We start from the raw sequence: 21,643 nt of genomic DNA, 5'->3' as shown, positions 1-21,643 counted from the left end.
ATGTCGGGAAGGACCTTCACCTGCACTCTCGAGGTGCGGTGGGGAGATTCCGATCGCCTCGGGCACGTCAACAACACCCGGTTCGTCGAATACCTCCAGGAAGGCCGCGTTCAGTTTCTGAACGCGGCTTTCGGGGGGCCGGGGGTACGTGGCGCGGCGGTGGTGCGCAAGCTGACCACCGATTTTCTGCATCCGATACTCGACGACTCGGGACCGTTGACGATCGAACTGTGGATCACTCGGATCGGGAACACCTCCTACGGCGTCCGACACGTTGTGACCGACCGCGACGGAACCGTCTGCGCGGATGCCGAGGCGTTGATGGTTGCGTTCGATCTCGATACCTCGTCATCGCGTCCCTTGGACGAGCACGAGCGCGGTCTTCTCACCCAGTACCTCCACGCCGGATAGAGCTGTCGAGTAGTTCTGACGCGCTGGGTCCGCGAGGTCACTGCGGTAACAGGGTGTTCGACACTAAGGTCGAGGAGTCATCGACGACCGGCGATCGGCGGGCGTCGGGAAAAATCCTCACGAGGGAGTACTCGAACACCATGCCGCGCTCGCTGGACCTGACCGACAACGACTGGGCCGACGGGCTCGACGACCGACTTCTGAGCGAGCTGGAGAACCTGCGCGCCGAGTACTTCGAGCACGTGGACACCACCGCCGTCGGGGCGTCTGCACATGCGCCCGACATCACGTCGTTCCGTCGGCACGTTCGGCTCGCTGCCCAGCGTCGGCCGGGGACGGCGAACGTAGCCGTTCACCGTCCGAGTGAGTCGGGTTCGGCAGCGCAGCAGGCCGCCGGCAGCTATCTGCAGATCGTCACCGACGACATGCCGCTCCTCGTCGAATCGATCATTTCGCTCCTCGCCCGTCTCGGCATCGAGTACACCGACGTGGTGCACCCGATTCTGTCGGTTTCGCGCGAGGCCGACGGCGTATTGACTGGCGTTTTGAGCTCGAGCGGATCGCACGAGTCCTGGATCCACGTTCAACTCCATCCCTCCACCTCCGAAGACGCGGTCGTTCGGCTCCAGTCGGAGGCGAGCCGCGTACTCGCCGACGTGCGTCAGGTCGTCGGCGACACCGATCGGATGCGTCGAGTGCAGGCAGAGGTGTCCGATCGCCTGGACGAGGTCGCTCAGCGGGCCGACGCTGCGGATCCCGAGAGTGCCGTCGAACATCGCGACGCAGCAGCGTTGCTGCGCTGGCTCGGAGACGGCCACTACACGCTGCTCGGCTACCGGCGGTACCGCATCGATCACGTCGACGGTGACCGGACCGCAACCGGCGACGAGTCGAGCAGCCTCGGGGTCCTACGCGACTCGGTGCATCACGTGGACGGTTCGGAACCTGTCGGACAGCGCGATCTGGTGGCGTTGACCCAAGGAGCGAGTCCGGCCACGGTGCATCGTGCCGTCTACCCCTATTTCGTGAGTGTTCTCGACGACGATTCCGCCGAACATCGTTTCGTCGGCGTGTTCACCGTGACCGCGCTGCACGAGAACGTGCTCGACATTCCGGTCATCGAGCGGCGGGTGCGCTCGGTGATCGCCCGCGCAGGGCACGATCTCGGATCGTTCTCGGGTCAGGCCATGCTCGAAGTGCTGCAATCGATGCCGCGCTCGGAACTGTTCGCCACTACGGCGGCGTGGCTGTTCGAGACGGCGAGTGCCGTGTTGGCGCTCGGCCGTCGTCGCAAGGTCAAGCTGTTCGTGCGGCCCGACGCCAGCGGCTCGTTCGTCTCTGCCCTGGTGTATCTGCCGCGAGATCGCTACACCACCCGCGTCCGCCTTGCCATCCAGGATCGATTGCTCCGCGAACTCGGCGGAACCTCACTCGATTACACAGCGCGCGTGACGGAATCGGATCTGGCACTGTTGCACGTGACCGTGCGTCGGGCACCCGGGACGGCGGCGACGGAGCTTTCGCCCGAGGACATCACCCGGATCGAGACGGCCCTCACCGAGACCACCAGAACCTGGGAAGATTCGCTCGGCGACGCCGTGTCCCTCGACCGTACGGTCGATCCGCTCCGAATTCAGCGGTACACCGATGCGTTCCCGGAGGCCTACAAGCAGGACTTCAGTCCGGCAAGGGCCGTGACCGACATTGCTCGCCTCGAAGCGCTCGGCGACGAGTCGATCGACATGCAGCTCTATCGCAACGAGCAGTCCGCGGTGGGCAGCTGGCGTTTCTCGCTGTACATCGGCGGCGCGGGCGTCTCGTTGTCTCAGGTGTTGCCCATCCTGCAGAGCCTCGGGGTCGAGGTGGACGACGAACGGCCGTACCCGGTGGTGCGACCGGACGGAATGTCTTGTTGGATATACGATTTCGGGCTGTCTGCTTCGCGAGAGATGCTGCGCTCGGCGATCGACGGCGACATCGACGCAGAGCTGTCCGAGGCGGGTACCGCCGACCGTGAGAGCCGGGTTCAGCACCGCTTCACCGATGCATTCGCAGCGGTGTGGAGCGGGCAGGCCGAGGCAGACCGGTTCAACGAACTGGTGATGCGCGCCGGCCTGCACTGGCGGCAGGCAGTGGTGTTGCGTGCATACGCGAAGTACCTGCGCCAGGCCGGTTTTCCCTACAGTCAGTTCAACATCGAGGGTGTCTTGCTGACGCATCCGCGAACGGCGCGGCTGCTGGTCGGCCTGTTCGAGGCGCAGTTCGACCCCGAGGTGAGCTCCGAGGAGAACGCGCAGGCGATCGGCACCCAGCTGGGGGAGCTGATCGACCAGGTCGTCAGCCTCGATGCCGACCGCATTCTGCGCAGCATGTTCGAGCTGATCCGCGCGACACTGCGCACCAACCATTTCGTGATGGGAGCCGACGGCCGTCGTCAGTACCTCTCGCTCAAGTTCGACCCGCAATCGATCGCCGAATTGCCCAAGCCGAAGCCGAAATTCGAGATCTTCGTCTACTCGCCCCGCGTCGAGGGAGTGCACCTACGATTCGGTGCCGTGGCCCGCGGCGGCCTGCGCTGGTCGGATCGACGTGAGGACTTCCGCACGGAGATTCTGGGGCTGGCGAAAGCGCAGATGGTCAAGAACGCCGTCATCGTCCCGGTCGGGGCCAAGGGCGGCTTCGTCGTCAAACGGCCGCCGGTGGTCACCGGCGAAGCCGATCGAGATCGCCAGGCATACGCCGAGGAAGGCAAGGCCTGCTATCGGCTGTTCATCGCCGGGCTGCTCGACATCACCGACAATCTCGATCGGGCAACAGGTTCGGTGTCGGTACCCGAGGGCGTCGTGCGTCGCGACGGAGACGACACCTACCTCGTCGTCGCCGCAGACAAGGGCACCGCGACGTTCTCCGACATGGCCAACGACGTTGCCGCGCAGTACGGTTTCTGGCTCGGCGACGCCTTCGCCTCCGGCGGGTCGGCGGGCTACGACCACAAGGCCATGGGTATCACGGCCAAGGGCGCGTGGGAAAGCGTCAAGCGGCACTTCCGTGAGCTCGGAATCGACACGCAGAGTCAGGATTTCACCGTCGTCGGCGTCGGCGACATGAGCGGGGACGTCTTCGGGAACGGAATGCTGCTGAGCCGGCACATTCGCCTGCTCGCCGCCTTCGATCATCGTCACATCTTTCTCGATCCCAACCCGGAGCGGGAGTCGTCGTTCGCCGAGCGAGAGCGCCTGTTCGCGCTGCCGAGGTCGTCGTGGGCGGATTACGACACCTCGCTGATCAGCGAGGGCGGCGGAGTGTGGGAGCGGACGCGTAAGTCGGTTCCCATCAGCGCAGCAGCACGTGCGGCGCTCGGCCTGGGGGACTCGGTCGAGTCGTTGTCTCCGCCGGAATTGGTGAACGCGATCCTGAAGGCTCCCGCCGATCTGCTGTGGAACGGCGGAATCGGCACCTACATCAAGGCGTCCACCGAGACCAACGCAGAGGTGGGCGACAAGGCCAACGACGCGGTTCGCGTCGACGGGATCGATGTCCGGGCCGCCGTCGTGGGGGAGGGCGGCAACCTCGGTGCCACCGCGCTGGGACGTATCGAGTACGCCGCTGCCGGCGGCAAGATCAACACCGACGCAGTCGACAACTCTGCGGGCGTCGACTGCTCCGACCACGAGGTCAACATCAAGATCCTGCTGGAGACGGCCATCACCAACGGCAACCTGGCACGTGAGGACAGAGACGAGTTGCTCGCGTCCATGACCGACGAGGTGGGCCGACTGGTGTTGTGGGACAACATCATGCAGAACGAACTGCTCGGCACGTCCAGGTTCGATGCGCCCAGTCTCGTCACCGTGCACAGTCGGGTGATCGAGGATCTGGAAGTACGTCGGGGACTCGACCGTGAGCTCGAGGCCCTGCCGGCCGAGGCCGATCTACGACGACGAAAGCAGGACGGTCGAGGACTGACGTCGCCGGAACTCGCCACGTTGATGGCACATGTGAAGCTTGCGTTGGAAGCGGAGTTGCTCGACAGCGAGCTCCCCGATAGCGACGTCTTTGCTCCGCGGTTGCCCAAGTACTTCCCCGAACCGCTACGGGAGCCGTACGCCGAGGCGATCAAGGCGCATCCGCTCCGGCGTCAGCTGGTGGCGACGACATTGGCGAACGAGGCCATCGATTGCGGCGGAATCACGTTCCCCTACAGGCTGACCGAGGATTCCGGTGCGGCGGGCACCGACGCCATTCGTGCGTTCGCCGCAGCCACCGAGATATTCGGGCTCGACGAGGTGTGGAACTCCATCCGTGCCGCGGACGTGCCGACCGCAGTCTCGGCCGAATTGCTGCTCGAATCGCGTCGCATGCTCGATCGTGTGTCGCGCTGGTTGCTCGCCAACCGCCCACAGCCCCTGGCTGTCGGAGCGGAGATCAGTCGGTATGCCGGTCAGGTGCGGGCCCTGCAACCGTCGGTGTCCACGTGGATCTCCGGGCACCAGGCCAGTGATCTCGACGCGCGGTCGGCGGCCGCGATCGAACGGGGTGCACCGGCCGAGCTGGCCCGGCGCATCTACGGCCTGCTCGACGTGTATTGCCTACTCGACATCATCGATATTGCGGACATCGTCGATCGAGACGGAGCCGAGGTAGCCGAGCTCTATTTCGCTCTCGACGCGCACATCGGAATCGACTGGCTGCTCACGGCCGTCTCGAAGTTGGCCCGTGGAGATCGTTGGCACTCGTTGGCGCGCTTGGCTCTTCGCGACGACCTGTATTCCTCGCTCCGAGGAATCACGCAGGCCGTGCTGGCCGGCGGTGAACCGGACGAGTCGGTGGCAGAGAAGATCGCGGAGTGGGAATCGACCAATTCCTCGCGCCTGGCGAGGTCGCGTGCTGCGTTGACCGAGATCGCCGAGTCGGGAACCCTGGACTTGGCAACGCTGTCGGTTGCCGCCCGCCAGGTCCGCAACATGATGCCCTGACCCGAATCCGGAGCAGTGGAATCCGCGACACTCGACCGAGAAGAGGATACGACCACGTGAGTGTGCCCGACGACCATCTGTCCGATAAACGACCTGCAACTCAGCGAGTGGGCTTTCATGCCGCTGTGGATGTGCGGTGGTCGGATATGGATGTGTACCAACACATCAACCATGCCCGGATGGTGACGCTTCTCGAAGAGGCGCGCATCCCATGGCTGTTGGTGGACGGTAGGCCGACGGCAAATCTGCGCCACGGAGCAGTGATCGCAGATCTGCACGTGAAGTATCGAGGCCAGCTTCGGCACGAGGACGGTCCCCTGGATGTCTTCATGTGGATCGATGCGGTCCGTGCGGTGGACTTCGTCGTGGGATACGAGGTGCGGGCGCGGGGTGCATCGCTGGATACTCCTGCGGCCGTGGTGGCCTCGACGCAGATCGCAGCCTTCGATATCGATGCACAGCGGTTGCGCCGGCTCACCCCCGAAGAGCGTGCGTTTCTGGTGAGCTGGCAGCGTGTATGAGCGCGTCCTGACCGTTCCCGATGCGGTCGAGCGGGAGAATCTGGCGACGTTCTGCACCAAGGCGTTGCGGTTGGACGAGGCGGCGGTGATCCGAATGCGAACCCGTGCGGACGGTGGCGTGTCCTGTTGGGCGAGCACCGGATTCGATGCGCTGGCGGCACGGGTGGTCACCGGTACCGTGGTGCCCGACGATACGTGCGCGGGGGCCGACGTGTTGGCTGCCGCACTGCAGCACGCGGACGACGGTGTGGTGGACCCCGGATTCTCGATGGACTCTGCATGGCGCGGAGCACTACCGCCGGACGGCGGATTCGAGCACCTCGACGATGTGCCGGCCCGGATACTCGTCGGGCTTGCGCAACGCGGTGCGGCACTGGCGAAGGAGCACGGAAGCAGCCACGGCCCGCCGAGTTCGCTGCTCGAACAGGAGGTGCTGCACGTCGCCGGCGACGTCGACGAGGTATCGATCTCGATGCGCACCGTATTTGCCTTGACGGCAATGGGATTCGTGCCTCATAGCGGCAGCGACCCCATGACGATCGACGTCGATCCGGATCGGATCGCCGCCGACGAGGTGGTTCGGGTACGCGTATCCCGGGTGTGGTTACGCCTCGATGCCCGCTACGGTTCGGTGTACGTTCGCCGCGCGGGGCACCAGTTGTCGCTGACGGTGGAGCGCTAGACGAGCCAGGCGGCAGCGTTGGCGTCGAGTCGGCCGTTCACCAGTGGTGCACTGGCAAGCAGTAACTCGCCAGGAGGCAGGGGGATCGGCTCGTCGGATGCGTTCAGGGCGCAGATGAGACCTCCACGTCGACGGAACGCCAGGCAGCCCGGAGGCGCTCCGTACCAATCGATTCCGGCACCGGTGAATTCCGGACGCAGAGCTCGGAGCTCGAAAGCCGTGCGGTACAGACTCAGCATCGAATGGACGTCTTCGAGTTGCGCTTCGGCGGTGTGCCCGTTCCACTCCGGCGGCATCGGCAACCAGGTTCGATCGGTGGAGGAGAACCCGAACGGCGGCTCGTGTCCTTCCCAGGGCATCGGCACCCGGCAGCCGTCGCGTCCCCGTTCGGCGTGCCCCGAGCGTTCCCACACCGGGTCCTGAAGCGCGCTGTCGGGCAGTCGCACGTTGGGCAGCCCGAGCTCGGCACCGTTGTAGACGAAGATCGTTCCGGGAAGGGCCAATTCGACCAGGATCATGGCGCGGGCGCGGGTGCGGCCGAGGTCCCCGCCGCCATACCTGGTGACCTCTCGTTCGACGTCGTGGTTGGACAGCGTCCACGTCGGAGTGCCGTCGACGAGCTCGACGGCGGCGATCGAGTTGGAGATGGCGTCGCGGATGGTCTCGGCATCGAAATCGACACTGGCCAGACGAAAGTTGAATCCCAGGTGCAGCTCGTCCGGCCTGATGTATTCGGAGAACCGGACGTTGTCCTGAACCCAGATCTCGCCCACGGTCACTGTTCCTGGAAATTCGTCCATGACGGCTCTGATTCGTCGATGCAGGTCGTGCACGTGGGGATTGTTGAACCGAGGATCGTCGTCGTCGTTTTTCATCAGGGCGTTGAGTTCGAGACTCATATCGCCCAGGTCTGCTGGTTTGGCCATGCCGTGTGCCACGTCGAGCCTGAATCCGTCCACGCCGCGGGCGAGCCAGAACCTCAATGTGCGCGCGAAATCGTCGAACACCTCGGGGTTGTCCCAGTTCAGGTCCGGCTGCTCGGGCGCGAAGATGTGCAGGTACCACTGCCCTGGGGTGCCGTCGGACTCGGTGATACGGGTCCAGGCCGGGCCGCCGAAGATACTCGGCCAGTTGTTCGGGGGCTGCGAACCATCGTCACCACGCCCGTCGCGAAAGATGTAGCGGGCCCGCTCGGCACTGCCGCGCGGTGCCGTCAGAGCCGACCGGAACCACGGGTGCTCGATGCTGGTGTGATTGGGCACCAGATCCATCGTGACCTTGATGTCGCGAGCATGCGCTTCGTCGACCAGCGCATCGAAGATTTCGAGGCTTCCGAACAGGGGGTCGATGTCGCGGGGGTCGGACACGTCGTATCCGTGATCGGCCATCGGCGATCGGGTGATGGGGCCGATCCAGACGGCGTCGATCCCCAGCAATTCGAGGTAGCCGAGCTTGTCCCGAATGCCGTCGAGGTCACCGACCCCGTCGCCGTTGGAGTCCGCGAAAGACCGGGGATAGATCTGGTAGAAGACGGCGTCCTGCCACCACAACAACTCGGAGCTCTCGATCGGATCGGTCACAACTGGCAATAGTGCCAAACGACGGGCCGTGGAACGATTCAGGGGCGCTGGGGGTCAGCTGGACCGGACACTTCGGGTCAACGTCGAGTAAAGCTTTGTGCTCATTCACATGACCGACACGTGCCTGTGGCTTTGGAAAGTGTTGTATGTTCTGCATCGGAAACCAGCAGCGGCTTCAAGCCGCGCCCGACGATGAGGACGCGACCCACGCCATGACTACGTCGACCATCGAAGCCGTACGACTCGGAGACATCGCGCTGGGTGACAGTCCCATCGAGCCGACCTGGATTCTCGAAGGGAACCCTCGCGCGCGCGTCGCCGAGTGGTCGAAGAGCATCGACGGCACGACGACCACCAACGTCTGGGACTGCACGGCCGGCCGTTTCCGCTGGTTCTTCGCGGTCGACGAGATCGTGCACATCATGGACGGTTCGGTGACTGTCTCGAGTGACGATCACGCACCGCGCACCCTGGTCGCCGGAGACGCTGCGCTCTTTCGCGCGGGCACCTGGACCGAATGGCACGTGGAGAACTACGTGCGCAAGCACGCCATCCTCCGTCAGCACCTGCCCCGGCCGGTGACCTTCGCTCTCAAGATTGCCGGTTCCCTACGCGCCCGCATGGGCAAACTCAAGACCGCTGTCGGTGGAAAGAGCCCGCAGCGCGTCGGGTCGCTGTGACCACCTGTTTGCTCAGATAGCCGAGTTCACCATCGAATTCGCGGCCATGTCCATGTAGTCCGTGAGCTGCGCACGGTGTGCGGCGTCCAACACCGACGCGTCGATGGACGCGATCGCGATGTGCATGCATCGGAGCCATGCATCTCGTTCCATCGGCCCGATCCGAAAAGGGTTGTGCCGCATCCGCAATCGAGGATGGCCACGTTCGTCCGAGTAGGTTCGCGGACCACCCCAGTACTGCTCGAGGAACATCCGCATCCGCCGTTCGGCCGGTCCGAGATCCTCCTCGGGATACAGCGGGCGAACGATCTCGTCCTTGGCGACTTCCTCGTAGAACTTCGCCGTGAGTAACCGAAACGTCTCGGCACCGCCGATCGCGTCGTAGAACGTCTGCTGCGGTTCGGTCATCACACTCTCTCTTTTGCGTTCGACAGTGGCCTCGATCGGCGTCGCTTCCGATCATTGTCCCTCAGGAGCCGGACTCGGCCGCGACCCCACCCGGACGTCCCAACGCGTACGGCGCTTTGATGCCTGCGTCGTCGAAGGCCTCGAGGATGTCCTGATGTAGGCGGCGCTGGACGGCCCACTGGCGTCCGGGGCGCGTTTTGATCGTGATGCGGATGGTGACGGTGTCCGCGCTGACCGCATCGACTCCGAGCATCTCGGGCGGTTCGAGGATGTCGCTGTCGAAGTCGCCGGACTTCACCAACGACGCAGTGGTGCGTTCGGCCACCTCGCATGCGTGCTCGATGTTCGCCGTGTGCGAGATGGGTAGATCCAGAACGGCGACCGCGAAGCCCTGGCTCATGTTGCCTACGCGCAGAACTTCGCCGTTGCGGCAGTACCACACCGTGCCGTTGATATCTCTGATCGTGGTGACCCGCAGACCTACGCTCTCGACGGTGCCGGTGGCCTCACCGAGGTCGACCACGTCGCCGACTCCGTATTGATCCTCGAGCAGCATGAAGATTCCGGACAGGAAGTCTCGCACCAGGTTCTGGGCACCGAATCCGAGTGCGACACCCACGATTCCCGCGGACGCGATGAACGGTGCCACGTTGACGCCGATAACGTCGAGAACGGAGAGCACGAACCAGGTGAGAATCATGACCGAGACGGCCGACTTGAGCACCGAGCCGATCGTGCTGGCCCGTTGTTTGCGTCGTTCGTTGAGGATTGCGCCCTTGACGGTGCCGGACGAGCGGTCGCGAAGCGGGCGCAGCAGGATCGGTGACTTTCCGCTGCTGTTGTCGGTGAAACGGTTGATCATCCGGTGCAGACACAGGCGAAGCACTATGGCGAGGACCAGATAACCGAGAACTTGCAGCGGCCGATCGACCAGCCAGTCGCGTCCGGTATCCGTCAGCTCGAAGGCTCGGGTGTCGAGCTCGCGCAGAAGCGACGGTTCGGAAAGGGGTGATGCGGACAGAAGGGTTGATACAGACACCCGAAAAGTCTACGGAGACCCAGAATTCTCGCCAGTCATGCAGCGCATGGCGGCGGCGTTCGGCCGTCCCGAGCGTGAGGATGCGAAATGTTCACCGATCGGCAACAGGAAATGCGGAGAAAAAGGCTGTGCGCGGGCGGTGCATTCGTGTTCCACTGTGAACCGTGTTCCACGCAAGCCATGCGCGGGCGCCGACTGCTTCTGGAGTAACGCATGAAGAACTCTCAACACCGCCACCGACAACTCCCGCCCACTGAGGGCCGCACCGCGCACGACCAGCGTGAGACGGCCTCGGGGGCTTCTCCGCTGCGCGTGGTGCCGACGGCCCACGATGCCACGGGCGACGACGCCGTACCGGCGTGGGTCAAGCGCCGTGTGCTGCTCCTCAACGCCACATTCGAACCACTGACCGCGCTTCCGATGCGCCGGGCGGTGGTTCTTCTCGTTTGTGGCAAGGCCGACGTGGTGCACGACGATCCGGAAGGACCGTTCATTCGATCGGCCGGATTCTCGGTGCAGGTGCCGTCGGTGATCAGGCTGCGGACGTTCGTTCGCGTTCCGTATCGGGCACGAGTGCCCATGACCCGCGCCGCGCTGATGCATCGCGACCGCTTTCGATGCGCGTACTGCGGGAGCAAGGCGGAGACGGTCGACCACGTGGTGCCGCGAAGCCGCGGAGGCGGTCACTCGTGGGAGAACTGTGTCGCGTGTTGCGCGTCGTGCAATCACCGCAAGGCCGACAAACTCCTCAGTGAGATCGGGTGGACGTTGCGCGCGCAGCTGGTGCCACCGAAGGGTCCGCACTGGCGTCTGCTGGCGACGACGAAGGAGTTGGACCCCAGTTGGCTGGCGTATCTCGGGGAGGGTGCGGCCTGACGGCGAGCTGTACGACCATTTCGGTCACAACACCGGCCCCGACGTGGTCCGACGCGCAATTGTCGACTAACGTCACACCCTGTGAGCATTTTTGAGACCACGCTGATTTTCGGGGTGATTCCGGTTGCGGTGATCGGACTCATCGGCGCGTTGTCCTACCTGACCGACAAGCAGCCCGGTATGGATGTTCCTCCTTACCGACTGACGGACGAGTGGACGCGCGAGCCATTGCTGTGGAGCGCAACGGACGAGGTGACTCCCTTCGGAGGCCACGGATCGCACGATGCCGACGCAGCCGACTCGATCGGAGGTGCTGCAAGTGGCAAGTGGTGAACTCGTCCGCAGCGACATCAACGAAGAGGACCTGCCGTTCGGGGCTGCTGTGACCGCGAGTGGTCGCGTCTCGGTTGCTCACGAGTTCGGGACGGTCAGTCCGGTGCACCTGCCTTTTGCGACGCAGGAACTGGTGGCCCTCGACGACGCGCTGACCGAGGCTACTCGGCAGACCAAGATTCGGTTCAACATCTACATCGGTGATCTCGGTGAGAATCCGGCCGTGGGTGTCGAGTCGGTGTTTCCGGGGACACCCGACGCCGTTCGATCGATTCTGATCGCCGTCGACCCCAATCGGCACGCCCTCGAGATTCGCAGCGGTAAGCGAGTATCCAACCGAGCGACCGACCGGGTTGCACAGTTGGGTGTGACGGCCGCCCTCGGCCCGTTCCGCGACGGCAATCTGATCGACGGTCTCGTCGCCTCCGTGCGGGTGATGGCTGCGTCCATCCTCAGTCCCTAGCCTTCGCCTTCTGAGCGCGCTTCCACGACCAGGGCCGGTTGCCCCACCTCGAGGTGGAGCAACCGGCCCTGGTCGTATCTTCGGGAGCGATCAGCTCGCGTCGAACTCCCGTGCTGCGAGAGCCCGGACGACGCCGGCCCTTCCCTCGATCACCAGGCGACGCAGTGCCGGAGGCAGTTCGCCGTCCAGGAACCCGTCCGCGGCCGCGAGCGACTGTTCGCTGATCGACCAGGAGGGGTACAGCCCGATCACGACGGTCTGCGCTACCTCACTGGATCGACGAGACCAGACACCCGCGATGGCATCGAAGTAGCGGGCGACGTAGGGCTCGAGCAACTCGCCCTGGCCGGGGCCCGCGAAGCCGCCGATGATCGAGCGCGCCGTGATGTTCGGCACCGAGTCGTCGTCGACGACGGTCGTCCAGGCCTGCTCCTTTACTTCCGCGGTCGGTCGAGCGGCCCGCGCAGCCGCGGCCGACCTCGCTCCGGCGGCTGTGTTGTCCGTGCCCGCTTCTGCATCGATGACCGGCGAGTCGAGCCCGTCGGAGTCGATCGCTCCGGCCGCGGCCAGCGCCGTGACGATTCGCCACCGCAGGTCGGTATCGACGCCGAGGCCGGACAGTGACTGACCGTCGGCATCACCGTCGAGCAGGGCACGCAGCACGTCGATGTGGCGGTCGTGGAGTTCGGTCCCGGTCAGGGCGTTGACGAACGCCAGTTGATGGTCCGAGCCCGCCTCGGCACCGCGAGCCAGTTCCAGCAGCGCGTCGGCGAACTCGGGAGTGCCGTGCTCGGACGCCCACGCCGGATCGGCGTAGCTGGTGATGGCAGTCTGTGCCTGCAACAGAAGGCGTTGCACCACACCCACTTCGGTCTCGCCGCCGATTCCGCGCTGGACGAGGGCCACAAAATCTCGGGCCTTCATCTCGGCCGATCGAGTCATCTCCCACGCTGCCGACCACGCGAGCGTGCGGGGGAGTGGCTCGGCGATGTCGCCGATTCGAGACAGGAGCGTGTCGAGCGAGTCCAGGTCCAGACGCACCGCGCAGTACGTCAGATCGTCGTCGTTGACCAGCACCAGCTTGCCTCGCGAGACGCCGACCAGCGCATCGACATTCGTCGATTCGGCTGCATCGAGATCGAGCTCCACTCGGTCGGTGCGCACCAGCTTGCCGTCGACGTCGTCGTAGATGCCGACCGCGATGCGGTGGACTCGATGCTCGCCAGCACCCGGTGCGGCACCGCTCTGCCGAACCGCGAAGCGCGTGAACTTACCGTCGGCATCGACGTCGAAGTCCGGGCTCAGGGTGTTCAGGCCGGTGGTCCGCAGCCACTGCGTGCCCCAGTCGGACAGGTCGCGACCCGACGACTTCTCCAGTGCAGCAAGCAGATCCGAGAAGGTGGCATTGGCGAAGGCGTGGTCGACGAAGTAGGCCCGCAACCCGGCCAGGAAGTCTTCCTTGCCCACGTAGGCCACCAGCTGCTTGAGCACACTCGCGCCCTTGGCGTAGGTGATGCCATCGAAGTTGACCTCCACCGCGGCCAGGTCGGGGATGTCTGCAGCGATGGGATGCGTGGAGGGCAACTGGTCCTGGCGGTACGCCCAGGCTTTCTCGACGTTGGCGAACGTGGTCCACGCGTTCGTGTACTCGGTGGCCTCGGACTGGCAGAGAACCGATGCGAACGTGGCGAACGATTCGTTGAGCCACAGGTCGTCCCACCACGTCATGGTCACCAGATCGCCGAACCACATGTGGGCCATCTCGTGCAGCACGGTCTCGGCGCGACGCTCGTACGAGGCGCGTGTCACCTTGGACCGGAAGACGTAGTCCTCGAGGTACGTGACGGCGCCGGCGTTCTCCATGGCACCGGCGTTGAACTCCGGTACGAAGAGCTGGTCGTACTTGCCGAAGGCGTACGGGGTGCCGAAGTTCTCGTGGTAGAAACCGAAGCCCTGCTTGGTCTCGGTGAACAGCCGCTCCGCGTCCATGTGCTCCGCAAGCGTTGCGCGGCAGTAGATTCCGAGCGGAATGGTGCCGTGGTCGTCGGTGTAGGAGTCGGTCCACTCCGCGTACGGTCCGGCGATCAGCGCAACGAGATAGGTGCTCATCAGCGGGGTCGTGTCGAATACGTGCTCGCCCGCGGCAGGCTCGGCACCGTGCGCGGCGTTGGAGATCACGGTCCAGCTCTCCGGAGCGGTGACCTTCAGGTCGAAGGTGGCCTTGAGATCGGGCTGATCGAAGCAGGCGAACATGCGCTTGGCATCGGCGGTCTCGAACTGCGAGTACAGGTACACCGAACCGTCCGACGGATCGACGAATCGGTGCAGGCCCTCGCCGGTGTGCGAATAGAGGCAGTCCGCGTCGATCACGAGCTCGTTGTGTTCGGCCAGATTCTCGAGTGCAATGCCCGTCGACTCGTCGTAGTTCGCAGTGTCGAGGGCGGTGCCGTTGAGCGTCGCGGAGCGAATCGTGCTCGCAATGATGTCCACGAAAGTCGACGATCCGGCGGTGGCCGCGAACGTGATGGTGGTGAGCGAGCGGAATGTCTTCTCGCCCGGATTGCCTTCGCCGTCGGTGAGATCGAGAACGATCGCGTACTTCGTTTCCCCGATGATCGCCGAACGTTCGGAGGCTTGGTCACGCGTCAGGTTGGGAGCAACCACTTCAGTCGACACCTCTTCGTGTAGTTATGGGTAGTGCCGTCCATCCCATCACGTCACGAGTGGCCCGCGCTGGCCGACCGGTAGTGCGGAATGTATGCGCGGTGGGCGGTTGTTACCGCAAGAAGAGATATTGACCTCGACTTCCAAGGAGTGGACAGTGGCCGGTTCAGGACAGAAAGACACTGCGGATTTTTGGTTCGACCCACTGTGCCCGTGGTGCTGGATAACCTCGCGCTGGATTCTCGAGGTGCAGCAAGTGCGAGACATCGACGTGAATTTCCATGTGATGAGCCTGGCCGTGCTCAACGAGGGTCGCGATCTGCCCGAGGAATACGCCGCGATGATGAAGAAGGCGTGGGGCCCGGTTCGGGTGGCTATCGCCGCCGCGAAGCTGAAGGGGGACGAGATCCTCTCGCCGCTGTACAGCGCCATGGGTACGCGAATCCACAACGAGGGCAACAAGGATTTCGACGTCGTCATCGCCGAGTCGTTGGCCGAACTGGACCTGCCTGCCGATCTGGCGAAGGCAGCCGAAAGCACCGACTACGACGAGGACCTGCGCACCAGCCATCACGCAGGAATGGACAAGGTGGGCCCTGACGTGGGCACCCCGACGATCCACGTCAACGGAGTCGCATTCTTCGGCCCGGTGATCTCTCGAATCCCGCGTGGCGAAGAGGCAGGCAAGCTGTGGGACGCATCGGTGATCTTCGCGTCGTACCCGCACTTCTTCGAGCTCAAGCGCACGCGTGACGAGGATCCGCAGTTCGACTGATCGCAAAAGCCCCTCGTGCGTGGAAATTCGTAGCAGGAGTCGAACTTTCACGCACGGGGAAGCTGGGTCATGCAGCTAGGCGACGATGCGATCCGACGCGTCGGCGGTACCGAATACTCGGTTCTCGCCGACGTGGAATCGCCTCGCCGACCACGCCGCTGCCGCGGCGTCGAGAAAGTCGTCGACGACCGGCCCGTGCGGGAGGTCGTCCAGGTCGAGATGATCGCTCCACCGTCCGAGAGCGGCCAGGCGCTGTCCGACGCCCCGGCCGCTCTTCTTCGACGCGAATGTCGTCGTCGGTGACATTGCCCGAAACGAACATTCGGGATGTACCTCGACGTAGATGTCCGGATCGAAGTCCGCCTCACGCCATGCCTGCACAGCAGGCAGAATGTGCCAGGTCTGCTTGCTGATCGCTTTGCCGGTGATGCTCCGTGAGAGCTCGCAGGCCTGCTCGTACGTCGAGGCGTCGAGAACGTCGACGACCGGCGTGTGGAATATGGAGCTTCGCGCCCGGCCGAGAAACGCTTTCGCCTCGAGTTCGCTGATCCGATAGCCGTCCACAGGGAGAGACAGTGGCATGTCGACGCCCACTCGCGCGCAGTCTCGAGTGTGCTCCAACACCGCGGCCACGGAGGAGCAGCCGGTCCACGTCAGTCCCGTGCCGTCGAGGACTGCGACCACCCACGCACCCTTCGCGCCGTCGACACCGGCGAATTTCTCGGCTCGTGAGTTCACCTGTCAGACTCTAGGCATGCGCGTATACCTGGGTGCCGACCACGCCGGCCTCGAGTTCAAGAATCAGATCATCGAACACCTGACGGCAACCGGGCACGAGCCCGTGGACTGCGGTGCCTTCGACTACGACCCCGTCGACGACTACCCGGCCTTCTGCATCGACGCAGCACGACGTGTCGTCGCCGATCCGGGCAGCCGTGGACTGGTGCTCGGCGGATCCGGAAACGGCGAGCAGATCGCTGCGAACAAGGTGCCGGGCGCTCGCTGCGCACTGGCATGGAGCGTCGAAACCGCAAAGCTGGCCCGCGAGCACAACGATGCTCAGCTCATCGGCATCGGTGGCCGTATGCACACGTTGCCCGAAGCCCTCGCCATCGTCGACGCGTTTCTCGACACTCCGTTCTCGGGCGAGGAGCGCCACCAGCGCCGCATCGACATCCTGTCCGAGTACGAGCGCAGTGGCGAGGCACCCGAGGTTCCGGGAAAGTCCGCGTAGGTGCCCGAAGGCCATACCCTGCACCGACTCGCTCGGCTGCATCAACGACGGTTCGGCGGGGCACCGGTCGAGGCGAGCAGTCCCCAGGGACGGTTCACCTCCGGTGCCGCGCTGATCGACGGGCTCGTGCTCGAAAGAGCGGAGGCCTGGGGCAAACATCTGCTCCACCGGTACGAGACCGATCTGATCGTGCACATTCACCTGGGCCTGTACGGAAAGTTCACCGAACAGTCAGTGCCACTGAACGATCCGGTGGGTGCAGTACGTCTGCGCATGGTGGGGGAGAAGTACGGTGCCGATCTCCGCGGCCCCACCGCGTGCGAGATCTACACCGAAGAGCAGCTCGACGCCCTTCTGGCGCGTCTGGGGCCGGACCCGCTCCGCAAGGACGCCGACCCGGATGCGGCCTGGACTCGAATCTCGAAGTCGCGCACCGCGATCGGGACAATGCTGATGGATCAGAAGGTGCTGGCCGGGGTCGGAAACGTCTATCGCGCCGAGATCCTGTTTCGTCACGAGATCAATCCGATGCGCCCGGGGAAGGACCTCGATCGAGCCGAGTGGGACGCGATCTGGTTCGACCTCGTCGAGCTGATGAACATCGGTGTTCGACGCGGTCGCATCATCACCATCCGGCCCGAGGACGATCACGGAGACACCTACGGTGCCCGCCGACCCCGCTCCTACGTCTACCGCAGGCAGGGCTATCCCTGCCGAGTGTGCGGGGCAGAAATCCTGCACTCGGTGATGCAGGCGCGAAACCTGTTCTGGTGCCCGGTGTGTCAAGCGTCCTAGAAGTCGAACCCACCCATGTCCATGTCGCCCATCCCGCCGTCGTCCATCCCGCCGTCGTCCATGGCACCGTTTTCTTCGTTGCCACCCATGTCGTCGGTGCCGGAGTCCCCGTCGGATCCCGCAGCGGTGTCCGCCGGAACTCCGGCCATACCGGAGAACATCGCCGAGAACAGGAACATCGAACCCATTCCCCACGCGCCGGCGACCAGTGCAGGCCGCCACCACGGCTCGGAGTACCAGCCCGCGGGGACCGGACGGCCTGCTACTCGGCCGCCCGGGTAGTAGTTCGGAGTGCGGTCCGACGGATCGGGTGACGCAGCGATCTCACGGCCTTCGAAGTCGACCTTGCGCTCCTCGGTGACTCGTCCTGCCTGCTGCTGGCCGTCGATGCCCTGCACCTCAGGGCCCGGATCCATGCCCATCGCCAGGCGCGCGGCGCGGATGTAGTAGAGCCCTTCGAGCGCCGTCTGCTTGGCCAGTCGGGCCTGTTCTGGGGTGGTGGCCTGGTCGATCTGCGACCCGGCGGCGATATTGCGCTCGGACGCGTCGGCAAGGGCCTGCTTGGACGGCGTGTCGGTGCCGATCAGGTTGTAGACCTGACCGCCGAGGCGTTCGATCGACTGGCGGGCGTCGGCCTTGGCGTCGGCCAGCGCAGTTTCGGCCGACGCAGCCGAGTTCTTCTTGCTTCGCAGCACCAACAGGGCCACTGCGGCGATGACGAGGACGATCAGGACTATTTCCACTTCGGGCCTTCCGCCGACGGTGCATGTCCGGTTCGTTCGGACAATTCGGACTCCGTTTCAGGGTACGCGGACGCGAAAAAGCCCCGCACTGACAGTGCGGGGCCTTTCGATGGAGCCGATGACGAGAATCGAACTCGCGTAGCCTGTTTGGAAGACAGGGGCTCTACCATTGAGCTACATCGGCGTGCAAACAACAGTCGCGGGATCGCCAGTTCCGTCGCCTGCGTTTCCAGACTGTACCCAAAGCCGTTGCCGGATTCCAAACCGGCATGCCGCGCCGGGTTCGCCCGGACGCCATCGGTGGGGCGCCGATGAGGGGCTAGTATCGGTTGCTGTTCAATGGTGTGGGTACGACGGGGTGTGGCGCAGCTTGGTAGCGCATCCGCTTTGGGAGCGGAGGGTCGCAGGTTCAATTCCTGTCACCCCGACAAATGAGGGCCGCAGGCACGGTTCGCCGTGTTTCGCGGCGAGCGAGGTAAGACCGCAAGCCAGCACCGTAAGCACCACCAGCAAGCAAGAATTACCAGAAGGAGCATGTCCCGTGAAGAGCACCGTCGAGCAGCTGAGCCCGACGCGAGTCCGTATCAACGTTGAGGTGCCCTTCGAGGAGCTCAAGCCTGATTTCGACCGCGCGTACAAGGCTTTGGCTCAGCAGATCCGCCTCCCCGGATTCCGTCCCGGTAAGGCTCCGGCCAAGTTGCTCGAAGCGCGCGTCGGCCGTGGCGCGGTGCTCGAGCAGGTCGTCAACGACGCTCTTCCCGCCCGTTACTCCGAGGCCGTGACAAACGAAAAGGTCAAGGTCATCGGCCAGCCCGAGATCGAGATCACCAAGATCGAAGATGGCACCGAGCTCACGTTCACTGCCGAGGTCGACGTTCGTCCCGAGATCGCGCTGCCGGACTACTCGACCATGAGCGTCGTCGTCGATCCGCTCGAGATCAAAGACGAGGCGGTCGACGAGCAGCTGCAGTCGCTTCGCCAGCGCTTCGGCACCCTGACCGGTGTCGACCGCCCGGTCCAGTCCGGCGACTTCGTCTCGATCGACCTCTCGGCCACGGTCGACGGCGAGAACGTGGACGAGGCAACCGCGAGCGGACTGTCCCACGAGGTCGGCTCCGGCCAGCTCATCGAGGGACTCGACGACGCGATAATCGGCGTCTCCGCCGACGAGTCGAAGGAGTTCACCTCGACTCTGGTCGCCGGCGAGTACGCAGGCAAGGAAGCTGTGGTCACGGTCAAGGTCGTGTCCGTCAAGGAGCGCGAGCTGCCCGAAGCCGACGACGAGTTCGCCCAGCTGGCCAGCGAGTTCGATACGTTCGACGAGCTGCTCGCCGATCTGAAGACGCGCGTCGAGCGAGTCGCGAAGGTCGAGCAGGCCGGTCAGATCCGCGACAAGGTGCTCGAGACGTTGCTCGAGACGCTCGAAATTCCGGCCCCCGAGGCCGTCGTCAAGGCCGAGGTCGATTCCCAGGTGCACGAGGCCATCCACGGCCTCGATCACAACGAGGAAGCCCTCGCCGAGCTGCTCGAATCGCAGGGTTCGAGCCGCGAGGAATTCGACAAGGACGTCAAGGAAGGCGCCGAGAAGTCGGTGCGTACCCAGCTCCTTCTCGATGCGATCGCCGAGGCCGAGAACACGCAGGTCGGGCAGGAAGAGCTCACCGAGCGGATCATCTTCCAGGCGCAGCGCTACGGCATGCCGCCCGAGCAGTTCATCCAGCAGGTGCAGCAGGCCAACCAGCTCGGTGCGGTGTTCGCCGACGTCAAGCGCGGTAAGGCCCTCGCTTCGGTCGTCGAGCGCGTCACCGTGACCGACACCAACGGAGCGAGCGTCGACACGGCCGAGCTGTTCGGCAGCCCCGCCGATGCTCCTGAAGAGGTCGAAGCAGCTGATTCTTCCGAGGGCGAACAAGAGAAGTAACGCTCACAGCGAACGACGGCGGTTCCGGGACTCCGGAGCCGCCGTCTTTCGTTAGTGTCTGTGTCAGGAACCAACGATTTGTTATGAAAAGGCAGGTACCGTGACTGTTCAGAATCCGGCGGCTTCGCACGAGCAGAGTCCCGTCATGACTTCGGCCGCAGCAGGGTTGAATCTCAGCGACTCCGTGTACGAGCGTCTGCTTCAAAACCGCATCATTTTCCTCGGTACCCAGGTCGACGACGACATCGCCAACAAGTTGTGCGCCCAGATCCTGTTGCTCTCCGCCGAGGATGCCACTCGCGACATCTCGCTGTACATCAACTCGCCCGGTGGCTCGGTCACCGCGGGCATGGCCATCTTCGACACGATGGAATTCGCCGAGTGCGACATCGCGACCTACGGCATGGGTCTGGCCGCCTCGATGGGCCAGTTCCTGCTCTCGGCCGGTGCCAAGGGCAAGCGATACGCCCTGCCGCACGCGCGCATCATGATGCATCAGCCCTCCGCCGGTATCGGCGGCAGTGCATCCGACATCGCCATCATGGCCGAGCAGTTCGCGCACACCAAGCGTGAGATGGCCGAGCTCATCGCTCAGCACACCGGCCAGACCGTCGAGCAGATCACCGAGGACTCCGATCGCGACCGGTGGTTCACCGCCAAGGCCGCAAAGGAATACGGGTTCGTGGATCACGTCGTCAGCCGCGCGCAGCAGGCCGGCGGAATCGGCGAGTAAATCGGCCGGTACCGGCGACCTCGATCACTCACATCTTGGAGAAACGATGACAAACCTGTTCGATCCCAACCAGTTGCCGTCCTCGCGGTACATCCTCCCGTCCTTCGTCGAGCACTCCAGCTACGGCGTCAAGGAATCGAACCCGTACAACAAGCTGTTCGAGGAGCGCATCATCTTCCTCGGCGTCCAGGTCGACGACGCGTCGGCCAACGACGTCATGGCGCAGCTGCTGGTGCTCGAGGGGCTCGACCCCGACCGGGACATCACCATGTACATCAATTCGCCCGGCGGATCGTTCACATCGCTGATGGCGATCTACGACACCATGCAGTATGTCCGCGCCGACGTCGCGACCGTCTGCCTCGGCCAGGCCGCCTCCGCCGCTGCGGTTCTGCTCGCAGCCGGTACGCCCGGCAAGCGTGCGGCTCTGCCGAACGCACGGGTTCTGATCCACCAGCCGTCCAGCGGTGGAATCCAGGGCCAGGTCTCGGACCTCGAGATCCAGGCTGCAGAGATCGAGCGCATGCGTCGTCTCATGGAGACCACTCTCGGTCGCCACACCGGCAAGGATCCCGACGTCATCCGCAAGGACACCGATCGCGACAAGATCCTCACCGCGGAGCAGGCCAAGGACTACGGCATCATCGATACCGTGTTCGAGTACCGCAAGCTCTCCGCACAGAAGTAGAACCGCGAGTACCACCGGTCGGGCCGTAACGGTCCGGCTCGAGTTCCGGCGCCGGGCGCGAGTGAGAAACTCCGCCCGGCGATCGCGATCGGCGGCCCGAATGTCGGAACAGACGAAATCG

The 21,643-nt window shown here is 64.4% G+C and carries 20 protein-coding genes and 2 tRNA genes; 15 read left to right on the top strand and 7 right to left on the bottom strand.

The annotated features are described in order from the left end of the window. The 4 genes from QM797_RS12890 (at position 1) to QM797_RS12875 (ending at position 6,590) form a co-directional block, all read left to right on the top strand. The gene (locus QM797_RS12890) at positions 1-411 is read left to right on the top strand and encodes an acyl-CoA thioesterase (protein WP_283275997.1); all 411 of its coding nucleotides are present in this window, start codon (positions 1-3) and stop codon (positions 409-411) included. 140 nt (positions 412-551) lie between these two features. After that, a complete protein-coding gene (locus QM797_RS12885) occupies positions 552-5,387 on the top strand; it encodes an NAD-glutamate dehydrogenase (protein WP_283276108.1) in 4,836 nt (1,611 codons plus the stop codon). A gap of 56 nt (positions 5,388-5,443) precedes the next feature. Then, positions 5,444-5,908 (top strand): acyl-CoA thioesterase, encoded by a 465-nt coding sequence (locus QM797_RS12880; protein WP_057479853.1) that lies wholly within the window; start codon positions 5,444-5,446, stop codon positions 5,906-5,908. Continuing rightward, complete coding sequence (locus tag QM797_RS12875; RefSeq protein ID WP_283275995.1) at positions 5,901-6,590, top strand: DUF8010 domain-containing protein; 690 nt, start codon at positions 5,901-5,903, stop codon at positions 6,588-6,590. The genes QM797_RS12880 and QM797_RS12875 overlap by 8 nt, the downstream gene beginning before the upstream one ends. On the opposite strand, the gene QM797_RS12870 is transcribed toward QM797_RS12875, so the two are convergent. Then, positions 6,587-8,170 (bottom strand): glycoside hydrolase family 13 protein, encoded by a 1,584-nt coding sequence (locus QM797_RS12870; RefSeq protein WP_283275994.1) that lies wholly within the window; start codon positions 8,168-8,170, stop codon positions 6,587-6,589. The genes QM797_RS12875 and QM797_RS12870 overlap by 4 nt on opposite strands. A gap of 212 nt (positions 8,171-8,382) precedes the next feature. Here QM797_RS12870 and QM797_RS12865 point away from each other — a divergent pair, with 212 nt between their 5' ends. Continuing rightward, entirely contained in the window at positions 8,383-8,850 is a 468-nt protein-coding gene (locus tag QM797_RS12865; RefSeq protein ID WP_283275993.1) for a cupin domain-containing protein, read from the top strand. Positions 8,851-8,862: 12 nt separating this feature from the next. On the opposite strand, the gene QM797_RS12860 is transcribed toward QM797_RS12865, so the two are convergent. Beyond that, entirely contained in the window at positions 8,863-9,258 is a 396-nt protein-coding gene (locus tag QM797_RS12860; RefSeq protein WP_283275991.1) for a globin, read from the bottom strand. 61 nt (positions 9,259-9,319) lie between these two features. Further along, complete coding sequence (locus tag QM797_RS12855; protein ID WP_502942336.1) at positions 9,320-10,246, bottom strand: mechanosensitive ion channel family protein; 927 nt, start codon at positions 10,244-10,246, stop codon at positions 9,320-9,322. A gap of 264 nt (positions 10,247-10,510) precedes the next feature. On the opposite strand from QM797_RS12855, the gene QM797_RS12850 reads away from it, so the two are divergent. The 3 genes from QM797_RS12850 (at position 10,511) to QM797_RS12840 (ending at position 11,969) form a co-directional block, all read left to right on the top strand. Further along, entirely contained in the window at positions 10,511-11,173 is a 663-nt protein-coding gene (locus QM797_RS12850; RefSeq protein ID WP_200936719.1) for an HNH endonuclease, read from the top strand. Between the two features lie 81 nt (positions 11,174-11,254). Next, complete coding sequence (ctaJ, locus tag QM797_RS12845) at positions 11,255-11,506, top strand: aa3-type cytochrome oxidase subunit CtaJ (RefSeq protein WP_032379229.1); 252 nt, start codon at positions 11,255-11,257, stop codon at positions 11,504-11,506. Further along, positions 11,493-11,969: a DUF5130 family protein gene (locus tag QM797_RS12840; RefSeq protein WP_283275990.1), complete on the top strand. Its 477-nt coding sequence runs from the start codon at positions 11,493-11,495 to the stop codon at positions 11,967-11,969. Before ctaJ ends, QM797_RS12840 begins: the two co-directional genes overlap by 14 nt. Positions 11,970-12,059: 90 nt before the next feature. Here the strand turns inward: QM797_RS12840 and pepN are convergent, their stop codons facing one another. Beyond that, positions 12,060-14,633, bottom strand: coding sequence for an aminopeptidase N (pepN, locus tag QM797_RS12835; RefSeq protein ID WP_283275988.1), 2,574 nt, complete (start codon positions 14,631-14,633; stop codon positions 12,060-12,062). Positions 14,634-14,727: 94 nt separating this feature from the next. On the opposite strand from pepN, the gene QM797_RS12830 reads away from it, so the two are divergent. Then, complete coding sequence (locus QM797_RS12830) at positions 14,728-15,408, top strand: mycothiol-dependent nitroreductase Rv2466c family protein (RefSeq protein ID WP_502942334.1); 681 nt, start codon at positions 14,728-14,730, stop codon at positions 15,406-15,408. 75 nt (positions 15,409-15,483) lie between these two features. Here the strand turns inward: QM797_RS12830 and QM797_RS12825 are convergent, their stop codons facing one another. Then, on the bottom strand, positions 15,484-16,146 hold the full coding sequence (locus QM797_RS12825; RefSeq protein ID WP_283275986.1) for a DUF429 domain-containing protein: 663 nt from the start codon (positions 16,144-16,146) through the stop codon (positions 15,484-15,486). Positions 16,147-16,162: 16 nt separating this feature from the next. Here QM797_RS12825 and QM797_RS12820 point away from each other — a divergent pair, with 16 nt between their 5' ends. Further along, a complete protein-coding gene (locus QM797_RS12820) occupies positions 16,163-16,642 on the top strand; it encodes a ribose-5-phosphate isomerase (protein ID WP_283275985.1) in 480 nt (159 codons plus the stop codon). Next, positions 16,643-17,437: an Fpg/Nei family DNA glycosylase gene (locus QM797_RS12815; RefSeq protein WP_283275984.1), complete on the top strand. Its 795-nt coding sequence runs from the start codon at positions 16,643-16,645 to the stop codon at positions 17,435-17,437. Here QM797_RS12815 and QM797_RS12810 read toward each other — a convergent pair. Together QM797_RS12810 and QM797_RS12805 are read right to left on the bottom strand one after the other, a co-directional pair. Next, positions 17,434-18,180, bottom strand: coding sequence for a DUF1542 domain-containing protein (locus QM797_RS12810; RefSeq protein ID WP_283275983.1), 747 nt, complete (start codon positions 18,178-18,180; stop codon positions 17,434-17,436). The two genes, QM797_RS12815 and QM797_RS12810, sit on opposite strands and share 4 nt — an antisense overlap. 110 nt (positions 18,181-18,290) lie before the next feature. Then, positions 18,291-18,364: transfer RNA gene (locus QM797_RS12805), tRNA-Gly, on the bottom strand. Between the two features lie 170 nt (positions 18,365-18,534). Between QM797_RS12805 and QM797_RS12800 the strand changes: the two genes are divergently transcribed. From QM797_RS12800 to QM797_RS12785, 4 genes are all read left to right on the top strand, one after another. After that, positions 18,535-18,608, top strand: a tRNA-Pro gene (locus tag QM797_RS12800). A 113-nt stretch (positions 18,609-18,721) separates the two neighbouring features. Beyond that, positions 18,722-20,101, top strand: a complete 1,380-nt coding sequence (tig, locus tag QM797_RS12795; protein WP_283275982.1) for a trigger factor — start codon at positions 18,722-18,724, stop codon at positions 20,099-20,101. A 100-nt stretch (positions 20,102-20,201) separates the two neighbouring features. Beyond that, complete coding sequence (locus QM797_RS12790; RefSeq protein WP_283275981.1) at positions 20,202-20,834, top strand: ATP-dependent Clp protease proteolytic subunit; 633 nt, start codon at positions 20,202-20,204, stop codon at positions 20,832-20,834. A 46-nt stretch (positions 20,835-20,880) separates the two neighbouring features. After that, positions 20,881-21,522, top strand: a complete 642-nt coding sequence (locus QM797_RS12785; protein WP_008715342.1) for an ATP-dependent Clp protease proteolytic subunit — start codon at positions 20,881-20,883, stop codon at positions 21,520-21,522. Positions 21,523-21,643 lie beyond the last annotated feature (121 nt).

The sequence above is a fragment of the Rhodococcus sp. IEGM 1381 genome (assembly GCF_030056795.1).
In the GTDB taxonomy this organism is placed as follows: Bacteria; Actinomycetota; Actinomycetes; order Mycobacteriales; family Mycobacteriaceae; genus Rhodococcoides.
This window is presented reverse-complemented; position numbering and strand designations above follow the sequence as displayed.